A 16,505-nucleotide genomic window follows, 5' to 3' on the forward strand; every position below is an offset into this window, starting at 1 on the left:
CGGCGCGCGGCGACCCGGCCGTCCTGGTCGCCTCCGCCGAGCGGGCCCGCACGGACCTCGGCTGGAAGCCCGAGCGCGCCGACATCACCGGCATCGTCCGCGACGCGTGGGAGTTCACCCGCGCTAGGCACGGAGCCTGAACCGGGATGACCGACTTCGCCTCCTTCGAGAGCTACAACGCCACCCCTCGGCTCGCGTCGCTCGCGCTGTCCCCGGACGGCACGCGACTCGTCACGGTCGTCTCCTCGCTCGCCCCGGACGGCAAGACGTGGCAAGGCGCTCTGTGGGAGGTCGACCCCTCCGGCGAGCGGGAGGCCATCCGGCTCACCCGCTCCGCCAAAGGCGATTCCTCCCCCGTGTTCGCACCGGACGGATCGCTGCTGTTCCTGTCGGCGCGCCCGGACCCGCTCGCGAAGCCGGGTGAGACCAAGGAGCAGAAGGCGCTGTGGCGGCTTCCGGTCCACGGTGAGGCCACCGAGGTCCTGCGGCCGGGAGGCGGAGTCGGTCACCTGCGTGCCGCGGGCGAGACGGTGCTGTTCACGTCGTCCGCGTACCGCTTCACGGAGTTCGGTGACCAGGACGACGCCAAACGCAAGGCCCGCGAGGACGCCGGCGTGACAGCGATCCTGCACGAGTCGTACCCGATCCGGTACTGGGACGCCGACCTCGGCCCGGCCTACCCACGCCTGTTCTCGGCTCCCCTCGCGGACATCCGCACCGAGAAGGTCGCCACTCTCAGCGAAGACTCCGAAAGCAGGCTCAGCGACGAGGACATCGCGCTGAGCCCAGACGGGAAGTGGGCCGTTCACGGCCACGCCGTGGACGTCAGCGCCTCCTACGGCCGCCGGATCGAACTGCGGCTCGTGGCCACCGAGGGTGGCACGTCGCGGGCCATCGCCTCCGAGGACGGTTTCTCCTTCTCCGATGCCGCGTTCACGCCGGACTCCACCGCCGTGATCGCGATCCGGTTCCGCGAGTCCACTCCGGACTCCCCATACCGGCGTGATCTTGTGCGCATTGATCTGGCAGGCGACTCGATCACGCCATTGGCGCCCGACTTCCAGGAAGAGCCGGACCACCCGGTGGTGAGCCCGGACGGGTCGGCGGTCTTCTTCGCCGCCAGCCACCTCGGTCACCAGCCGATCTGGCGGCTGGACCTGGCGACCGGCGAGATCACGAAGCTGACGCTCTCGGGCTACTACAGCGACCTGGTCGTGAGCCCGGACGGTCAGACGCTGTACGCATTGCGCAACTCGATCGACCACCCGCCACAGCCCGTGCGGTTCGCCGCCACCGGAGCCGACCAGGATCCAGAACGGCTGCGCGCGCCCGGTGCCATCGTCTCGGTGCCCGGCACCCTCACCGAGATCTCCACGGTCGTCGCCGACGGCAGGACCGTCCGCTCCTGGCTGGTGCTGCCGGAAGGCGCCTCCGCCGACGCGCCCGCCCCGCTGGTCCTGTGGGTGCACGGCGGTCCGGTCATGAGCTGGAACGGCTGGACCTGGCGCTGGAACCCGTGGCTGATGGCCGCTCGCGGCTACGCCATCCTGCTGCCCGATCCGGCTCTGTCCACCGGGTACGGACCCGACTTCATCAAGGCCGGTTGGGGCCGCTGGGGCGCGGAGCCCTACACCGACCTCATGGCCATCACGGACGTCGCGGTCGAGCGAGCCGACATCGACGCCTCCCGGACCGCGGCCATGGGCGGTTCGTTCGGCGGCTACATGGCCAACTGGATCGCCACCCAGACCGACCGGTTCCGCGCGATCGTCACCCATGCGTCCCTGTGGCACCTCGACGCGTTTTCCGGTGGCACCGACAGCTCCTACTTCTGGATGCGGGAGATGGGCGACCCCCTCACCCAGCCGGAGCGGATCCTGGCCAACTCCCCGCACCTGCGGGTCGCCGACATCAAGACCCCGATGCTCGTCATCCACGGGGACAAGGACTACCGGGTTCCCATCGGTGAGGGGCATCGGCTGTACTTCGACCTCGTCCGCCACGGGGTCAATGCGAAATACCTGTACTACCCAACCGAAAACCACTGGATCCTCACCCCCGGAAACTCTCGGGTCTGGTACGAGACGGTGTGGGCGTTCCTGGCCGAGCACGTCCTGGATCAGGACTGGGAACGGCCCGAACTGCTCTGAGAGCGGGCAAGCAACTGGCGGGCGCTGTCCATGTACCTGGCGGACAGCGCCCGCATCTCTTCCGGTGGAAACGCGGCGCTGACGGCGGCGCGGAGGAGTTTGCTCAGCGAGTGGCCGGGGCAAGCGGCCTCGGCCGCGTCGAGCGCGATGGACGCGATTCCGCCGTCGCCGCGCTGGTAGGCGTAGAACGCGAGCAGGCATGCGGGCTCCGCGCGTTCCGGTGCCGGGCACGACCTGGTCAGCTCGAGCCACAGCCGTTCAGCCAGCCTGAACTTGGACAGCGCCGCGAAGCCCATGCTCGCGTCCCGCACTTCGGGCACCGCCAAGGCCCTCGCCAACGCGACGATCTCCGCGTCCGGCAACGGTCCCTTGCGCTCTTCCACGGCGTCGATCGCGTCGCGCACCCGATGCAGTTCGGTGCTCGGATCAGGCTCTCCCGAGTTCGCCACCAGCTCGTCGAGCAACGCGGATCGGCGTTCCAGCGCCTCGGGCGGATCCAGCGCGGCGATCGCGGCCATGGCCGCGCGCGACTCGAACGTCACATGGCCGTCGTGCGCCGATGCGGCGGCGACAGCGGACAGCTGGGGATCCGGCAACGAACCGTGGCAGTCGATGTCGAGATAGCAGAGCCAGGGCGCGTCCTTCTGGCACGACGGCAGCCACACAGCCTCGACGACTTCGATGCCCACGCCACCCAACTCGTGCCTCAGCGCGGTGACCAGCGGTTCGTGCGGCAGTTCCTCAGGCATATTCTCCGACGGAGCGCACACAACCACGAGGATCACGTCCGTGGCGCCTTGTTCGAGCAGCGGCGCTTCCAACTGGGCCGCAAGCAGGCCTCTATGTCGTGGACGCGGCAGGTCGACGCGCATGGTCATGCTGATCAGGTGGTCCTTCAGCACCAGCACGACGAGCGAGTCGGCCGGGTGGAACCCCATCAGGTGCGGGATCGCGGCGTAGAGATCGCCGGCGTCACGGACGCGGATCGGTTTCGGGAGGGTTGTGGGCATGGGCCCACTGTGGCGGGTTGGACGGGGAGGTCAGCCGGGCCGGCAGCCAGGCTGTGGACAAGTCAGCGGGTGTGGACAGGTTGAGATCTTGGGCCGCTCGGAACCGGGGTTCTGTCGGGGGTGGGTGCTAGGTTGTCGCGCTTCGGTCCCCAGACGATCAGGGACCGAAGCGCGCCATCACGTCAGAACGCCTGGAACACAGCGCGCCAGCCGCCCACGACCGGCAGCTCCACCGAGGTCCGGGCGAGGTCCAGCGACAGGCCGGCACCCGGCTTCGGGCGCAGCGTGTAGTCGTAGTCGCTGGAGATCAGCACGAACTCGAGCCGGTGACCGGTCTGCAGGATGTAGTCGTCCGGCACGATCGGCACGTCGACGTCGTAGAACTTGCCGGGCTTGATCGGCGACGTCTTGTTCGGCCGCTCCCTGTTCTGCGGGTCGGTCGAGCCGCGCGTGATGACGTGCGACTTGCCGTCCGGAGCGCGGTCGACGAGCAGCGTCGTCACGTTGGCCGCGGGCCGGTCGAACGCGATCCGCAGGTGCGCGGTCGATTTTCCGGACAGCCGCAACGGCTTCTGCGTCGGCTCCGAGGTGTAGGACAGGCGGTTCGGCGAGGTCGCCTGGTCGATCAACGACTCCGCCGTCTTCGTCGCGTCGTCGGTCAGCTTCTCCACGCCGTGCCCGGGACGAATCCCGAGACCGCCCTTGGCAGATCCACCCGCGGACAGTCGCAGTCGCACGTCGGACGTGCCGGGAGCCGGCCAGTCCTTCTCGTCGACCCACGTCTTGTCCTCGCGCTGCAGCGTCGCCTTCGGCTCTTTTTCGATGCCGTTGCGATGACCCCAGAGGTACTGGGTGAACCAGCGGTTCAGCGTGCGCCGCCACTCGACCGAGCGGAGCGTGTCGGCGTCCGTGTGCCCTGACTGGTGCAGCCAGATCTTCTGCGGCACACCGACCTTCTTCAACGCCGAGTACCACTGCTCGACGTGCGTCATCTTGACGTTCCAGTCGTTGAGCCCGTGGACCGCCAGCACGGCCGCGCGCACCTTGCGGACATCGTTGAGGTAGTTCCGCTTGTCCCAGAACCTGCTGTAGTCGCCGGTGATGCGGTCCTGATCCTTCGCGATCTCGGCGATGATCGGCTTGCAGATTTCCTTGTCTGCGCGCGTGTACACGTATTCGGCGAGCACGTCGGCGTCTTCGCCCTGGAACGTGCCGGGCGCGACGACGGCCCCGTCAGCGCGGTAGTAGTCGTACCAGCTGGAGATCGCGGCGATCGGCACGATGGCTTCCAGACCGCGCACACCAGTGGAGGCGACGGCGTTGGGCAGCGTTCCGTTGTAGGAGACGCCCATCATGCCGGTCTTGCCGGTCGACCAGGTCGCCTTGATGGCCTCGCCCGTTGCGGTGCGCGCAGAAGCACGACCGTTGAGCCAATCGACGACGACACGCGCGCCGATCGTCTCGTTGACGTCGCCCGTGGTCGGGCAACCCGTCGACTTGCCCGTGCCAAGCGATTCGGCGTAGACGACGGCATATCCGCGCGCGATGAAGTAGGCCTCGTAACGAGCCGAGGTGATCGGGTTCGGGCCGAGGGCGGCGGTGATGCGTTCGTCAGAGGAGGACTTCAGCAGACGACCGTTGCGCTTGTCGGGCACATACAGCTCGACGTCGACGTTGTGGTTGGCGACGTCGTTGCCGCCCGAGAAGTACGGGCTGACCATGTAGACGACCGGCACCTTGAGGCCGCGTTCTGTCGCGCGCGGACGGACGACCTCGGTGTAGACCTCGTCGTCCTTGCCGTCGCGGTCGCTGTCGACCGGCGCACGGACCCAGAGGCTCTCCTTCACCACGTCCTTCGGATCGAAGACGGGTTGCGCCTCGCCGTCCTTGAACACCGGCCCCTCAGCGGCTTGGGCCGTAGTGGGCAGGAATGGCAGAACGAGCACCGCGGTCAGCAGTGCGACTCTTCGTGCGCCCCTCACGAGGCACCCCCAATGCGGAAGCCGGGGACAGGGATTCGCCCTGCACCCTTCCCCTTGACTGCAAGACATGTCACCCGTCGAACGGCTCTTGACCTGAGAGCATGGGCCGTGCACATTTCCGACTTCGTCCGCGCGCTGCCGAAGGCCGAGCTGCACGTCCACCTCGTGGGCGCGGCTTCCCTCGACACCGTCCTCGCGCTCGCCCGCAACCACCCCGACGGGCCGGTGCCGACCGACGAGACCGCGCTGCGGAAGTTCTACGAGTTCACGGACTTCCGGCATTTCATCAACGTGTACGGCGTCGTCAACGACCTTGTCACCACTGGCGAGGACGTCCGCACCCTCGTCGTCGGCTACGCCCGCGACGCCGCGCGAACCAATATCCGATATGCAGAGCTGACGATCAGCGCGACGAGCCACCTCCGAGCGGGCATCGCGCCCGACGAACTCGTCGAGGCACTGGCGGCCGGACGCGACGAAGCTCTCGCGGTGCACGGCGTGGCGTTGCAGTGGATCTTCGACGTGCCCGGCGTCTGGGACCGCGACTGGGGCATGACGAGCGCGCGGTTCGCGACCGACTACCGGCCGGAAGGGCTGGTCGGGTTCGGACTGGGCGGGTTCGAGTCGGACTCCCCGAGGGCGAAGTTCCGGGAAGCGTTCGCGTTGGCGCGCGACGCTGGGCTGCACATGGTGCCGCACGCCGGTGAGACGACGCCGCCCAGCGAGATCTGGGCCGCGCTGCGCGATCTGCGTGCCGAACGGATCGGGCACGGCGTCAGCGCGGTGCAGGATCCCGAGCTGTTGCGGCATCTCGCCGACGAGGGCGTCGTCGTCGAGGTGTGCCCGACGTCGAACATCCGCACCGGCGCGGTGAAGTCGCTGGACGAGCACCACTTGCCGCGGCTCCTGGACGCCGGGGTGCCGGTGACGATCAGCACCGACGACCCTGGCATGTTCCACACCGATCTCGACCGCGAGTACCTGTTGTGCCACGAGCGGTTCGGGTTTGGCCGCGACGAGCTCGCCGGCCTCGCACGGGCCGCTGTGCGCGCGTCCTACGCACCGGCCGAAACGAAGGACCAGTTGCTGAAGGAGATCGACGCCCTATGACAGGTGCGAGCGTGGTGACGACGACCGTCGACTCCGCCGAGGCCGCGGAGTCCCTGGCGAAGGGCATCGTCGACGCACGGCTCGGCGCATGCGTGCAGATCGTGCCGATCCGGAGTGTCTACCGGTGGAACGGTGAGGTGCGCGTCGACGCGGAGTGGCAGTGCGTCGTCAAGACGTCCGCCATCCGCGCCGACGAACTCGTCGCGCACATCAAGGCGCATCACACCTATGACGTGCCCGAGGTCATCGTCACCCCTGTGGTCGGCGGTAACGACGACTACCTCGCCTGGGTCTCAGAGGAGACCTCTTAGGTGACGCGGCAACGGCTCGGTGTGCAGCACGCCGAGCCGTTGCGTCGCCCTCGTCAACGCCACGTACAGCTCGCTGGGCGACATGCGTTGCGGTTCGACGACGAGAACGACGTCGAACTCGAGCCCCTTCGACGCGCGCGGCGACATCCAGCCGTCGCCGATGACGGCGATCGTGCGTCCGTTGCGTGTGTCAGCGTGTGCGTCGAGCTCGTCGCGCACGGCCGCCGATATATCAGTTACGCGGCGGGCCCACGGACGCACGCCGGTCCTGCGCACCGACACCGGTGCCGCCGCGTCGCGGTCGACGAGCTTCAGCACCGGCGTGGCGACGGCCATGATCTCCGCGGGCGTGCGGTAGTTGACCTCGAGCCGGCGGTAGGTGAACCGGTCGAACACCGAACCCCAGCTCCGGACACCACCCGCGGCCTGACGCTGGGCCAGGTCGCCGACAACGGTCATGGACCGGTTGGGGCATCGGCGCAGCAGCACGCGCCAGTCCATTGCGGACAGCTCCTGCGCTTCGTCGACGACGACGTGGCCGTACGTCCAGGTGCGATCGGCGGCGGCGCGTTCGGCGAGGGAGCGGTGGTCCCGCACCTCGTGCCGGGCGGCCAGCACCTCAGCATTGACGAAGTCGGTAACGATGTACTCGTCGCTGTCGGCGCGCTTGTCGATCGACAGGACGTCCATGACGCCCTGGGCGTATATGAGCTGTTCCTCCCTCTCACGTCTCGCCGTCCGTTCCGCCGAGCCGTCCGAGCCGAGCAGTTCGGCGAGTTCGTCGAGCAACGGCACGTCGGACACCGTCCACGCCTCAGCGTTTTCCCGGTACAGCTCCGGCGCACCGATCCGGAAGCACCGGCCCGCGTACAGGTCGGCGAGCAACCGCTCCGGCGTGAGCTGAGGCCACAACCTGTCGACGGCGTCGCGTAACTCGGCGCTGTGGCGGAGTTCGTGGCGCACGTCCTCCTCGATCTCCGGCCAGTCGACGCCGATCAGCCGCAACGCCGGCGCGACGAGCTCCTCCGCGAGGGCCAGGAAGAAGTACTTGCGGGCGGCGTTGTGCGGCAGTCCGTAGTAGCGCGTCTTCTCGCGAGCGAGGGCGGCGACGTGCGCGTCGAGCGGCACGACGACGTCCTCCAACTCGATCTCGATGGGTTCGCCGGGAAGCTCCTGCCGGTCGGCGACGGCGACGGCCAGCAGGCCCAAAACTGATATATCGCCTTTCAGTCGTTGCAACGACGGGCTGTCCTCGACGTCGGTGATGACGCCGGGGTAGAGCTCGCCGGGCGTCGCGAACACGACGTCGGTCTCCCCCAGCGACGGCAGGACGTCGCCGACGTAGTGGAGAAAACCGGTGTTCGGGCCGACGATCAGCACACCGTGCCGCGACAGGCGTTCACGGCGCGTGTACAGCAGGTATGCCACGCGGTGCAGGGCCACGGCGGTCTTGCCGGTGCCGGGACCACCCTCGATCACCAGCACGCCGGGGCCCGAGAAGCGGATGATCTCGTCCTGCTCGGCCTGGATGGTCGAGACGATGTCGCGCATCGTGGCAGTCCGCGGCGCGTTGAGAGCGTCCAGCAATGCGGTCGTGTCGGTCAGCAGTTCGTCGTCGTGGAAGTCGCGCAGCTCGCGGTCACGAACCCGGAAGTGCCGCCGCAGTACGACGCCTTCCGGGTTCGCGGCGGTCGCCGTGTAGAACGGCCGGGCGGCGGGTGCGCGCCAGTCCAGCAGCAATGGTTCGAAGTCGTCGTCGAACAACCCGACCCGCCCGATGTAGGCGCAGTCGCCTTTCTCCGAGTCGATGCGGCCGAAGACCAACCCCTCCTCCGCCGCGCGGTACTTCCCGACATCTCTGGTCAGCACCTCGACAGCGGCTTCGCGGTCCAGCCTCTGGGTGGTGGTGTCCCGCAGCGCGGCCGCAAGGTTGGCGGCCGCTTTGTTCCGTTCCTGATCGAGCTTTTCATACAGAGAGGTGATCCGTGCCTGTTCGCTCGCCAACACCTTGCCCCCTGTGATACAATAGTTCTGTCTTCCCGGAAAATTCATTCCGAAAATACAAAGCCATTCTTTGTATCACAGTTCAGTCGCGCACGGCACCCTTTGCGAGATCTGCGATGAGATCGCCTGCGCCGACGAGGAAGACGATCAGCAGCAGGATCACCGGCCGTGTCGTACGTGCGGCTGAGCTGGGCCAACGCTGCCTGCGACACCAGCCGCCCAGGTTGACGACCACGATGCAGGTAGTCGTTCCGCGCGCTCATGAACGTGAAGATCCTGAGGAACGCGAGCGCCGGTTGCACCACCGGCAGTTCGACTTGTCCGTACCGCCGGAAGAATCCACAGCTGTCCGGTCACGCGGCCTCCAGCAATTCGTCATGCACCGCACCTGAAATGTACGGTCCGACGACGCGGCTCGTACTGCAGGAGAGGCCGGAATGGGCGAGGTTGAGGCATGAAGCTGGTCATCCTGAGCGGCGGCGGCTTCCACGTGCCACTGGTATATCGCGCACTGCTGATGGATCGATCGCCCGGCCGCGTCACCGAGGTCGTGCTGCACGACCTCGACGGAGTCGACGCCAACGGCGCGCGGCCTGTCGCGGTCAGCCAGGTACCCGGCGAGGACGTCGGACTCGTCATGACGCTCAAGGTCGTCGAACGTGCCACCATCCAGGCGGCGATCAGCGGCGAACGCGCGCAAGCCGTGAAGGCGATCGCGCTGCACCCGCTCGTCGACTCCGTCAACGTCGCACGCAAGATCGTCGACACCCACCCGTTCTTGTCTGGGGCTTTCCGCGCGCGATGACCGCTCCGGATTCTGACGTCGACGCCGCAATGGAACAGTGAGTGATATTCAGGCCGGTGTCCCGCTAGCTTCTGAAGACGTGGACACCGACCTGTTGCGGCAGCTCAACAACGACATCTGGCACCCGTTCCGGTTCGCCTACGCGAAGCTGGACGCGCCGGCGTTCCTGGACCTGCACGCTCCGGTGTTGATCCGCGCGGGCGGTCCGGCGAAGCAGGTGTCCGGGTTCGCGGACTACTCGGACCAGATGGAGAAGTGGTTCGCCGAGCTTGCGGACCGCGGCAGCTCTGTGACCATCTCGTTCCGGTTCGTCGAGCGCATCGCGGCGGACGACCTCGCGAGCGAGCGCGGCATCTTCCAGATCGTGTCGAAGCGCGCTGACGGTGACCAACGCGCGTTCTACGGGCGCTTCCACACATATGCGCGATGCACCGACGGACGGTGGCGGATCTGCGTCGACTACGACACCGACGAACGGTCGGGGACGTTGGAGGAGGAGTTCCTCGCCGCGATCGATGTCGACGACGACGCAGCGTTCAGCGTGTGAGCAAGGCCTGATGCCGAGCGGTGGCGTTCTTAACTACGCTCGTCCGCAAATGGACACCACCACCTCTCGCCGCGTGCCGCTCGTGATGGGCATCGCCGTGCTCGTGCTGCTGCTGGACCAGGCCACGAAGTTCTGGGCCGAGAGCGCGCTGACCGGCCGCGCGCCCATTCCCGTGCTCGGGGAGTTCCTGCAGCTCAGGCTCCTCTACAACCCCGGTGCCGCGTTCTCGATCGGCGCGGGGTCGACGTGGATCTTCACCATCGTCGCGGCCGTCGCCGTCGTGCTGCTCGCGCGGTACGGCTTGCAGCCGCAGACCAAGCTGCGCGCGGCCGCACTCGCGCTGATGCTGGGCGGCGCGACGACGCACCTGCTCGACCGGCTGTTCCGGCCGCCGGGCTTCGCACGCGGACACGTCGTCGACTTCCTCGACTACAACGGCTGGTTCGTCGGCAACGTCGCGGACATCGCGCTGGTCTGCGGCGCGATCCTGCTCGTGCTGCTGAGCTTCACGCCGACGAAGCAGCCTGCCGCGTGAGTGCGTCCGCGCGGCGGGTCGTCTCCGGCAGCCGGTAACGCGGGGCGAGGCGCAGCACTTCCGCGCACGCCCGGTCCAGGTCGATCTTGTGGCCGACGGACACGAAGACAGGCTTCACGCCGTCCTGCGTCCGCAACGCCCTGCCGACGACCTCGTCGTCCATGACGAGGTCGCTCATCGACCCGCGAGCATGGCCGGGCTGCTCGAACGTGCCCATCGCGTTCTTCGCGACGCCGATGCTCGGAATGCCGGTGTGCACGCCGAGATGACACGCCAGCCCGAACCGGCGCGGGTGCGCGAGGCCCTGACCGTCCGCGACCAACAGGTCTGGCTTGACGGTCACCCGATCGAGGGCGCGTAGCAGCACCGGCATCTCCCGGAACGCGAAGAGCCCGGCGATATATGGGAAGTCCGTCGTGTCCTCGACGACGACTTCGTCGAGGAGACCAGCGTCTTTGCATCGAACACCACGCAGACGCCCGCAACTGTGTCATTGCTACGGTAGCCGACGTCCAGGCCTGCCACGGTGTCTATGCGCAGGTCAGGGGCACTGGTGGTGATCACCTGGGTGCGCAGGCGTTCTTGCGTTGCGATGGCGTCGTCAACCGTTCTGGGCCACTCCACGGACGACAGTGTGCCGTGACGCGCCGTAGTGAGTGGTGAGGAGGTCGTCACCGAAGTCACCGGAATGACGTCGCCAGACGGTGTGGACGTGGTTGGCCTCGTTGGCTGTGTTGTCGTACTCGATGAGCAGTTCCGGGCCCTGGACGCGGTAGTAGTGGCCCTCGCCGCGGCGTAGCGAGCCTTCCCACGAGAAGTGCAGGCGTTCCGGGTCGATCCGCGCGAACTCCTCGTCGGCGAGTTCGAACGCGAGCCTGTCGACGTAGAAGCGGACGATATCGACGAGCAGTTCGCCAGCGGACTTGCCAAGCTGCGCCGGCGTCACGCCGACCGGTTCGGACGGGCTGACGCGCGGAGAGTTGCCGCTGCGGATGTCGTGTGGCGCGGTGTCCGACACGACGGCGAGGCTGCGGGCAGTCGGGCCCATGCGGTCGAGGAGTTCGCGGGCGAGCTCCTCTTCGAGGCGCAACGGCTGGCCGACGACGCGGCCGCGGTAGGTGACGCGGGCGGGGTTCGCGCCGAGGAAGAACGGTGTCGCCGAGACGCGGCCGTCGGCGACGACGACGTTCACGGACAGGTGGTGCCCCTCGACACGCCATCCCCACGGTTCGTCGCCATTGGGCGTTCCGAAGAGCACCGTCCAGAAGTCGCCGTTGTGGCGGTCGCGGTTCCCGCCCTCCCGGTGGTCGAGCACGTCCTCCAGTGCCATCACCGTTGCGGCCTGCGCATACGCGTGAGGGCTGAGCACGGTCGCGAGCATGCCGTGGAGGGCTTTGCGCTGGTCCCGCCGCAGCTCGCCGAGCACGAGGCCAGGTCGTGTACCGGGTGTATACGCCCAGCGGTGCCTGAGGTCGTCGTCGGTGACCGCGCGAACGGCGTGTTCGCGCTGGTCACCGTCGAGCAAACTAATATATTGGTGCGTGGCGTCGGTGACGTCGTGCAGCATCATTCGAACTTATAGGCCTTGAGGTTGCGCAGCAGCAGGTAGCAGTTCTGCAGCGAGCCTGAGGTGTCGCCGAGCGAGCGGTAGAGGCCCCACTTCGGGCGCAACCGGTCGTCAAGCCATGTGTCGACGTCGTTCTTCGTCGCGTCGAGCACAGTGCGGCCACCTTCGCGTACGACCCAGCGGACGCGCCCAGTGCCGTTGCCGACCTTGATCTCCACCTCGGTGTCGATCCACTTGTTGTGCAGCGGCTCGAGGTCGACGTTGCCGACGAGCACGTTGCCCTCGGTTATCTTGAACTCGATCTTCTGCACACCGCCGGTGCGGCGCAACGACATGACCGTCACGGGCGAGGAGCCGAGGCCGGGCATCTTCGTCTGCATGATGTGGGTGAACGACGTCGTCGACTTCAACGAGCTCGGGATGAACATGGAGTAGGTCCACCTCCACGTCTCACCGTTGCCGACGTCAATGTTCTGGCCGCCGGCCTTCATACCGCGGACCTCGTTGCGCTGCCGGTCGGTCGAGGTGTCCCGGTCGCGAGTGTGCATGTCGAACCGGTAGTCGCTGCCCGACACGTAGATGTGCTTCGTGCCCGGATGGGAGCCGGCCCGGTCGTCCTCGACGCCCTCGAAGGCGCCGAGACCGTCCTTGTTCGCCTGCGGGCTCCACTTGAGCTTCCAGGTGGCCGCCTGCGCCGACCCGGAACCAGCCATGAGCAGCGGAACAGCCGCCGCGCCACCGATCAACGCCGAACGCCGAGAGATCTCCACGCTCGTTCCTCCCCAACATCCATGGCGGCGGATTTAGGGAAATGGTCTGCACCAGCTCCGGTGCGGGCGTGATCACATCATCGGCCGACCTTGCTGTCAATCTTCAGGGTCAACGGCAGTAGCGCCAACGGGATCAACACGGCGGCGACCAACGAGACGACGTTGCCGACCTGGTCGGCGAACGGCATGTGCGACAGATGGTTCAGGTGGAAAACCAGGTGGGGGACAGCGAACACCACGTAGCCGACCAGCACGGCCTGGGTCAGCCTGCGCTCCATCGTCACCGCCGCGAAGACAAGCACCGCGCACAACGCGAGGTTGAGCGCGCCGAAGTCCCGGAGCAGGTGTTCGTTGAACGGCGGGAAGTAGGCGACCCACGGGTTCGACGGCAGCGGGAAGTCGTCGTAAAAGCTCTGCGGGGCGAGCAGTGACCAGCCGCCGACGATCCCCTCGGCCAGGGCGAGGAACGCGAGACCTGCGCGAAGAGTGCTCATGCCCTACGGACGAGACACGGTCTCGACTTGTGACACGTTAGGTGTTAAAAACCTTACGTAATGAAGATGCCACATGATGATGACGCCGTCTGGCGCGCCCTCGCGAACCCGCTGCGGCGCGCGATCCTCGACGTCCTGCGCACCGGTCCGCGCACCACGGGCGAGATGGTGGAGGCGCTGGAGACCAGCCGGCACGTCGTCATGCAGCACCTCGGTGTGCTCCGGGAGGCCGATCTGGTGCTCGTGGAGCCGCGGGGCCGGAAGCGGGTCAACCACCTGAATCCCGTACCCATCCAGCAGATCCACCAGCGGTGGGTCGCGCACTACGAGCAGGACTGGGCAGCGGCGCTGGTCGGACTGAAGCACACGGTCGAGAGCGCCGGACAGGAGGATGAGGACGTTGGCTGAACCAGGCACCGAGCTGTTGCACAGCATCGTGATCGCCGCGCCCATCGAGAAGGTGTGGGCCGAGATCACCAGACTCGACGGCAAGCAGCGCGCCATGATGGACGCCGTTCTCGACTCCGCGCTCGAGCCGGGCGCGCCGCTGTACTACCGGTCGACCGACGGCAAACGGGTCTTCGTCGTCGGCCGCGTCATCGAGGTCGACCCGCCGCGACTGCTTTCCCACACGCAACGGCTCACCATGCGCGACGACCCGTGGACCGTCGTCTCGTGGGAGCTGGAAGAGGTCGACGGCGGCACACGCGTCACGCTGCGTAACTCCGGTTGGCCCGAGGGCGTCAAGCGGCTCGACAAGGTCGACACCACCTGGAAGGGCATCCTCGCCGCACTCAAGCAGGTCGTCGAGTCTGGCGACGTCGGCACCGGCCTGAAGTTCCAGTACGCGATGATGCGCGCCTTCATGTGGGCGATGCCGTCGGGCACCAAGACCGAGAACGTCCCCGAACCGCCCGGCATCGACCAGGCCGTCTGAAACGTGAATGCTGCTTTAGCAATGAGTCTTTGGACGTCGTCGTCCAAAGACTCATTGCTAAGCGGCAGGTCAGCGGGGTTGTTGATCCGATATATCAGTTTGGGCTAGGCGTGGCAGGCGATGGGGCCGCCGTGCAGCTCCATCATGTCCATCCAGACGCGGGGCAGCTCGAGGCGTTCGGAGAGGGGCTTGCCGTCGAGTTCGTGGTAGGCGCGGTGGAGGTTGCCGACCAGGCGCTCGGACTCCTGCCATGCCGAGAAGCGCGACTCCCCTGCCTCGCGGACGACCTCCATCGGGGTCTTGCCGACGGCGTGGCCGGACGACGCGAGCTCGGAAAGGTAGGTCGTGTAGGCGACCAGATCGTCGAGGACTCGGTTGATTTCATCGCCGCGCAGTAGCGGACCGTGACCGGGCACCACGACCGAGGCGCCGAACGAACGCAGGAACTCGAGCGAGGACAGGTAGCCGTTGATGCTGCCCTCGGCGAGGAACGGCTGACCGCCAGCGAAGACCAGGTCGCCGGTGAACAGGACGCGCTCGGCGGGCAGCCACACGACGGAGTCGCCACGGGTGTGTGCCGGACCGGGGTGGTGCAGTTCGACGACGCGCGTGCCGAGGTGCAGCGTCAAGGACGACGTGTAGGTGAGCGACGGCGGGCGGACCTCGAGGTGGCCGTAGTCCGGGCCGGTCAGCACCTGAGAGGCGATCAGTCCAGCGGCGAGCAACTCTTCGCGGCACGCCTCGTGGCCGACGATCGAGGTCGACGAGGGCACGAGCCAGTTGCCGTAGGTGTGGTCGCCGTGGTGGTGGGTGTTGATCACGTAGCGAGGATCAGAACTGCACACCGACGCCACCGAGGCGAACAACGCACGGTTGCGCGTCTCGGTGGACGTGGTGTCCACGAGCAGCAGCGAGTCGTCGGAGCCGACGACCACGCCGGTGTTGTTGATCATCCAGGACCCGTCGGGCTGGATGTAGGCGTGGACTCCTGGCGCGACCTCGACCAGTTCAGGCTGACCAACAGAAGGCTTCACCTGATCAAGCGTAGTCACGGTGACCCAGAAGGCCGGCGCGGTCAGCCCTGGATGATGTACGCCTGCAGCTGGTCCTGCGATTGCTCCAGCTGCCCGATACGGCTCTTCACGACATCGCCGATGCTGACGATCCCGACCAGCTTCCCGTCAGACAGAACAGGCACGTGGCGGAAACGCCGTTCGGTCATCACGACCGTAAGGCTGTCCACCGTGTCCGACGGCGAGCAGGTGAACACGTCGGCGGTCATGATCGCCGACACCGGAGAAGACAGCAGTTCAGCGCCGACTTCGTGCAACCGTCGCACGACGTCGCGCTCGGACACGATCCCCGCCACGCCGGAAGAGCCGACGACGACGATCGCGCCGATGTTGTGTTCGGCGAGCGCTCTGAGCAGTTCGGACACAGGTGCGTCCGGGTCGATCGTCGCGACCGCCGATCCCTTGGTCCGCAAAACGTCAGCGATCCTCACCTGGCGCCTCCGATCCTGTCGGTCCGGTAGCACCTCAGGCTAGATCGGATCCGGACAGAACGGGAGATCAAACCACGAAGGGAGCAGAGGACGCGTTCGAGCGAACGCGTCCTCTGCGGTGTCGCGCCTGTTCGGCGTCGGCTACGCGGATCCTCCGCGGCGACGGGTCACGAACTGGCGCGGCTGGACTACCGGAACACGCTGCTGCGGCAGCTGGAAGTGTGTGTTCTGGTCGGGCTTGCCCCGCTTCTGCGCACGGCGCGCAGCGCGGTTGTTCGGCTCTGGCGGGGTGGTGGCAGTCATGCGAAAGCCTCCTCACGAAGAGGGCGTGCAAGGACACGGCGAAAGACAGCCGTGAGAGAAGGACCCGCGGAAGGGTCACCATCGCGACATCAAGTCGCGGAGCCAAGAGGGCGTGACAGCGTCAAGAGCGCTGCAGGGCTTCATCAGATGAAGAACATGTCGGCAACGCTAGCGACGCCGCCGCGTCACGCCAACTGATTTATCCGCGGGCTCGAGCAGCGGCCGCACCGGCGCCGAGCATCACCAGGATGATCGTCACCATCACCCACTTGCGGGACTTCGTCAGCGGCGTGGTCTCGGCGTCCAGCGGAAGGTCCTTGCGGGGCTGGGGCTTCTGCCGCGCGGCACGCACCGGAACCGGTTGCGGCGGAACGGAAGGCGGTGTGGTCGCCGTCGTCACCGGAGGCGGCGGAACGACCGGGGCGGGCGTCGGGACCGGCGCCGGTTTCGGAGCCGGCGGCGGTGGGGGTGGCGGC

At 67.2% G+C, this 16,505-nt stretch carries 19 protein-coding genes and 1 pseudogene; 9 read left to right on the top strand and 11 right to left on the bottom strand.

The annotated features are described in order from the left end of the window. A pseudogene (locus tag FXN61_RS57015) lies at positions 1-140 on the top strand (UDP-glucose 4-epimerase GalE); the annotation flags it as partial. A 6-nt stretch (positions 141-146) separates the two neighbouring features. Beyond that, on the top strand, positions 147-2,150 hold the full coding sequence (locus FXN61_RS36290) for a S9 family peptidase (RefSeq protein ID WP_167978460.1): 2,004 nt from the start codon (positions 147-149) through the stop codon (positions 2,148-2,150). On the opposite strand, the gene FXN61_RS36295 is transcribed toward FXN61_RS36290, so the two are convergent. Then, positions 2,120-3,160: a DUF4192 domain-containing protein gene (locus tag FXN61_RS36295; RefSeq protein ID WP_167978461.1), complete on the bottom strand. Its 1,041-nt coding sequence runs from the start codon at positions 3,158-3,160 to the stop codon at positions 2,120-2,122. The genes FXN61_RS36290 and FXN61_RS36295 overlap by 31 nt on opposite strands. Before the next feature lie 182 nt (positions 3,161-3,342). Then, positions 3,343-5,142: a Xaa-Pro dipeptidyl-peptidase gene (locus FXN61_RS36300; RefSeq protein WP_167978462.1), complete on the bottom strand. Its 1,800-nt coding sequence runs from the start codon at positions 5,140-5,142 to the stop codon at positions 3,343-3,345. 108 nt (positions 5,143-5,250) lie between these two features. Here FXN61_RS36300 and add point away from each other — a divergent pair, with 108 nt between their 5' ends. Together add and cutA are read left to right on the top strand one after the other, a co-directional pair. Continuing rightward, positions 5,251-6,252, top strand: a complete 1,002-nt coding sequence (gene add, locus FXN61_RS36305; protein ID WP_312878265.1) for an adenosine deaminase — start codon at positions 5,251-5,253, stop codon at positions 6,250-6,252. Then, positions 6,249-6,563 carry a divalent-cation tolerance protein CutA gene (gene cutA / locus FXN61_RS36310; protein WP_167978464.1) on the top strand — a complete coding sequence of 105 codons (315 nt, stop codon included), beginning with the start codon at positions 6,249-6,251 and terminating at the stop codon, positions 6,561-6,563. Before add ends, cutA begins: the two co-directional genes overlap by 4 nt. Here the strand turns inward: cutA and FXN61_RS36315 are convergent. After that, positions 6,546-8,570, bottom strand: a complete 2,025-nt coding sequence (locus tag FXN61_RS36315) for a helicase (protein WP_312878266.1) — start codon at positions 8,568-8,570, stop codon at positions 6,546-6,548. The two genes, cutA and FXN61_RS36315, sit on opposite strands and share 18 nt — an antisense overlap. A 451-nt stretch (positions 8,571-9,021) precedes the next feature. Here FXN61_RS36315 and FXN61_RS36320 point away from each other — a divergent pair, with 451 nt between their 5' ends. The 3 genes from FXN61_RS36320 to lspA all read left to right on the top strand — a co-directional run bounded on the left by FXN61_RS36320 (position 9,022) and on the right by lspA (position 10,454). Then, positions 9,022-9,372 carry a family 4 glycosyl hydrolase gene (locus FXN61_RS36320; RefSeq protein ID WP_167978465.1) on the top strand — a complete coding sequence of 117 codons (351 nt, stop codon included), beginning with the start codon at positions 9,022-9,024 and terminating at the stop codon, positions 9,370-9,372. Positions 9,373-9,451: 79 nt separating this feature from the next. After that, positions 9,452-9,919 carry a YybH family protein gene (locus tag FXN61_RS36325; RefSeq protein WP_167978466.1) on the top strand — a complete coding sequence of 156 codons (468 nt, stop codon included), beginning with the start codon at positions 9,452-9,454 and terminating at the stop codon, positions 9,917-9,919. A gap of 49 nt (positions 9,920-9,968) precedes the next feature. Beyond that, the gene (gene lspA / locus FXN61_RS36330; RefSeq protein ID WP_167978467.1) at positions 9,969-10,454 is read left to right on the top strand and encodes a signal peptidase II; all 486 of its coding nucleotides are present in this window, start codon (positions 9,969-9,971) and stop codon (positions 10,452-10,454) included. Here lspA and FXN61_RS36335 read toward each other — a convergent pair. From FXN61_RS36335 to FXN61_RS36350, 4 genes are all read right to left on the bottom strand, one after another. Next, positions 10,426-10,929 carry an endonuclease V gene (locus FXN61_RS36335; RefSeq protein WP_312878268.1) on the bottom strand — a complete coding sequence of 168 codons (504 nt, stop codon included), beginning with the start codon at positions 10,927-10,929 and terminating at the stop codon, positions 10,426-10,428. The two genes, lspA and FXN61_RS36335, sit on opposite strands and share 29 nt — an antisense overlap. Positions 10,930-11,055: 126 nt before the next feature. Beyond that, on the bottom strand, positions 11,056-12,024 hold the full coding sequence (locus FXN61_RS36340) for a DUF3500 domain-containing protein (RefSeq protein WP_246292432.1): 969 nt from the start codon (positions 12,022-12,024) through the stop codon (positions 11,056-11,058). Further along, entirely contained in the window at positions 12,021-12,791 is a 771-nt protein-coding gene (locus tag FXN61_RS36345; RefSeq protein ID WP_167978468.1) for a Tat pathway signal sequence domain protein, read from the bottom strand. The genes FXN61_RS36340 and FXN61_RS36345 overlap by 4 nt, the downstream gene beginning before the upstream one ends. A gap of 77 nt (positions 12,792-12,868) precedes the next feature. Next, a complete protein-coding gene (locus tag FXN61_RS36350) occupies positions 12,869-13,285 on the bottom strand; it encodes a hypothetical protein (RefSeq protein ID WP_167978469.1) in 417 nt (138 codons plus the stop codon). A 66-nt stretch (positions 13,286-13,351) separates the two neighbouring features. On the opposite strand from FXN61_RS36350, the gene FXN61_RS36355 reads away from it, so the two are divergent. Then, entirely contained in the window at positions 13,352-13,693 is a 342-nt protein-coding gene (locus tag FXN61_RS36355) for an ArsR/SmtB family transcription factor (RefSeq protein WP_167978470.1), read from the top strand. Continuing rightward, complete coding sequence (locus FXN61_RS36360; RefSeq protein WP_167978471.1) at positions 13,686-14,222, top strand: SRPBCC domain-containing protein; 537 nt, start codon at positions 13,686-13,688, stop codon at positions 14,220-14,222. Before FXN61_RS36355 ends, FXN61_RS36360 begins: the two co-directional genes overlap by 8 nt. Positions 14,223-14,326: 104 nt before the next feature. On the opposite strand, the gene FXN61_RS36365 is transcribed toward FXN61_RS36360, so the two are convergent. The 4 genes from FXN61_RS36365 to FXN61_RS36380 all read right to left on the bottom strand — a co-directional run. Beyond that, positions 14,327-15,256 carry an MBL fold metallo-hydrolase gene (locus FXN61_RS36365; RefSeq protein WP_312878267.1) on the bottom strand — a complete coding sequence of 310 codons (930 nt, stop codon included), beginning with the start codon at positions 15,254-15,256 and terminating at the stop codon, positions 14,327-14,329. Between the two features lie 41 nt (positions 15,257-15,297). Next, entirely contained in the window at positions 15,298-15,726 is a 429-nt protein-coding gene (locus tag FXN61_RS36370) for a CBS domain-containing protein (protein ID WP_167978472.1), read from the bottom strand. Between the two features lie 141 nt (positions 15,727-15,867). After that, complete coding sequence (locus FXN61_RS36375; RefSeq protein ID WP_167978473.1) at positions 15,868-16,029, bottom strand: hypothetical protein; 162 nt, start codon at positions 16,027-16,029, stop codon at positions 15,868-15,870. Positions 16,030-16,228: 199 nt separating this feature from the next. Beyond that, positions 16,229-16,505, bottom strand: a 277-nt coding sequence (locus FXN61_RS36380) for a hypothetical protein (RefSeq protein ID WP_223165755.1), incomplete at its 5' end; no start/stop codon positions are given.

The organism is Lentzea indica, assembly GCF_012184385.1.
GTDB classification, from domain to species: Bacteria; Actinomycetota; Actinomycetes; order Mycobacteriales; family Pseudonocardiaceae; genus Lentzea; species Lentzea indica.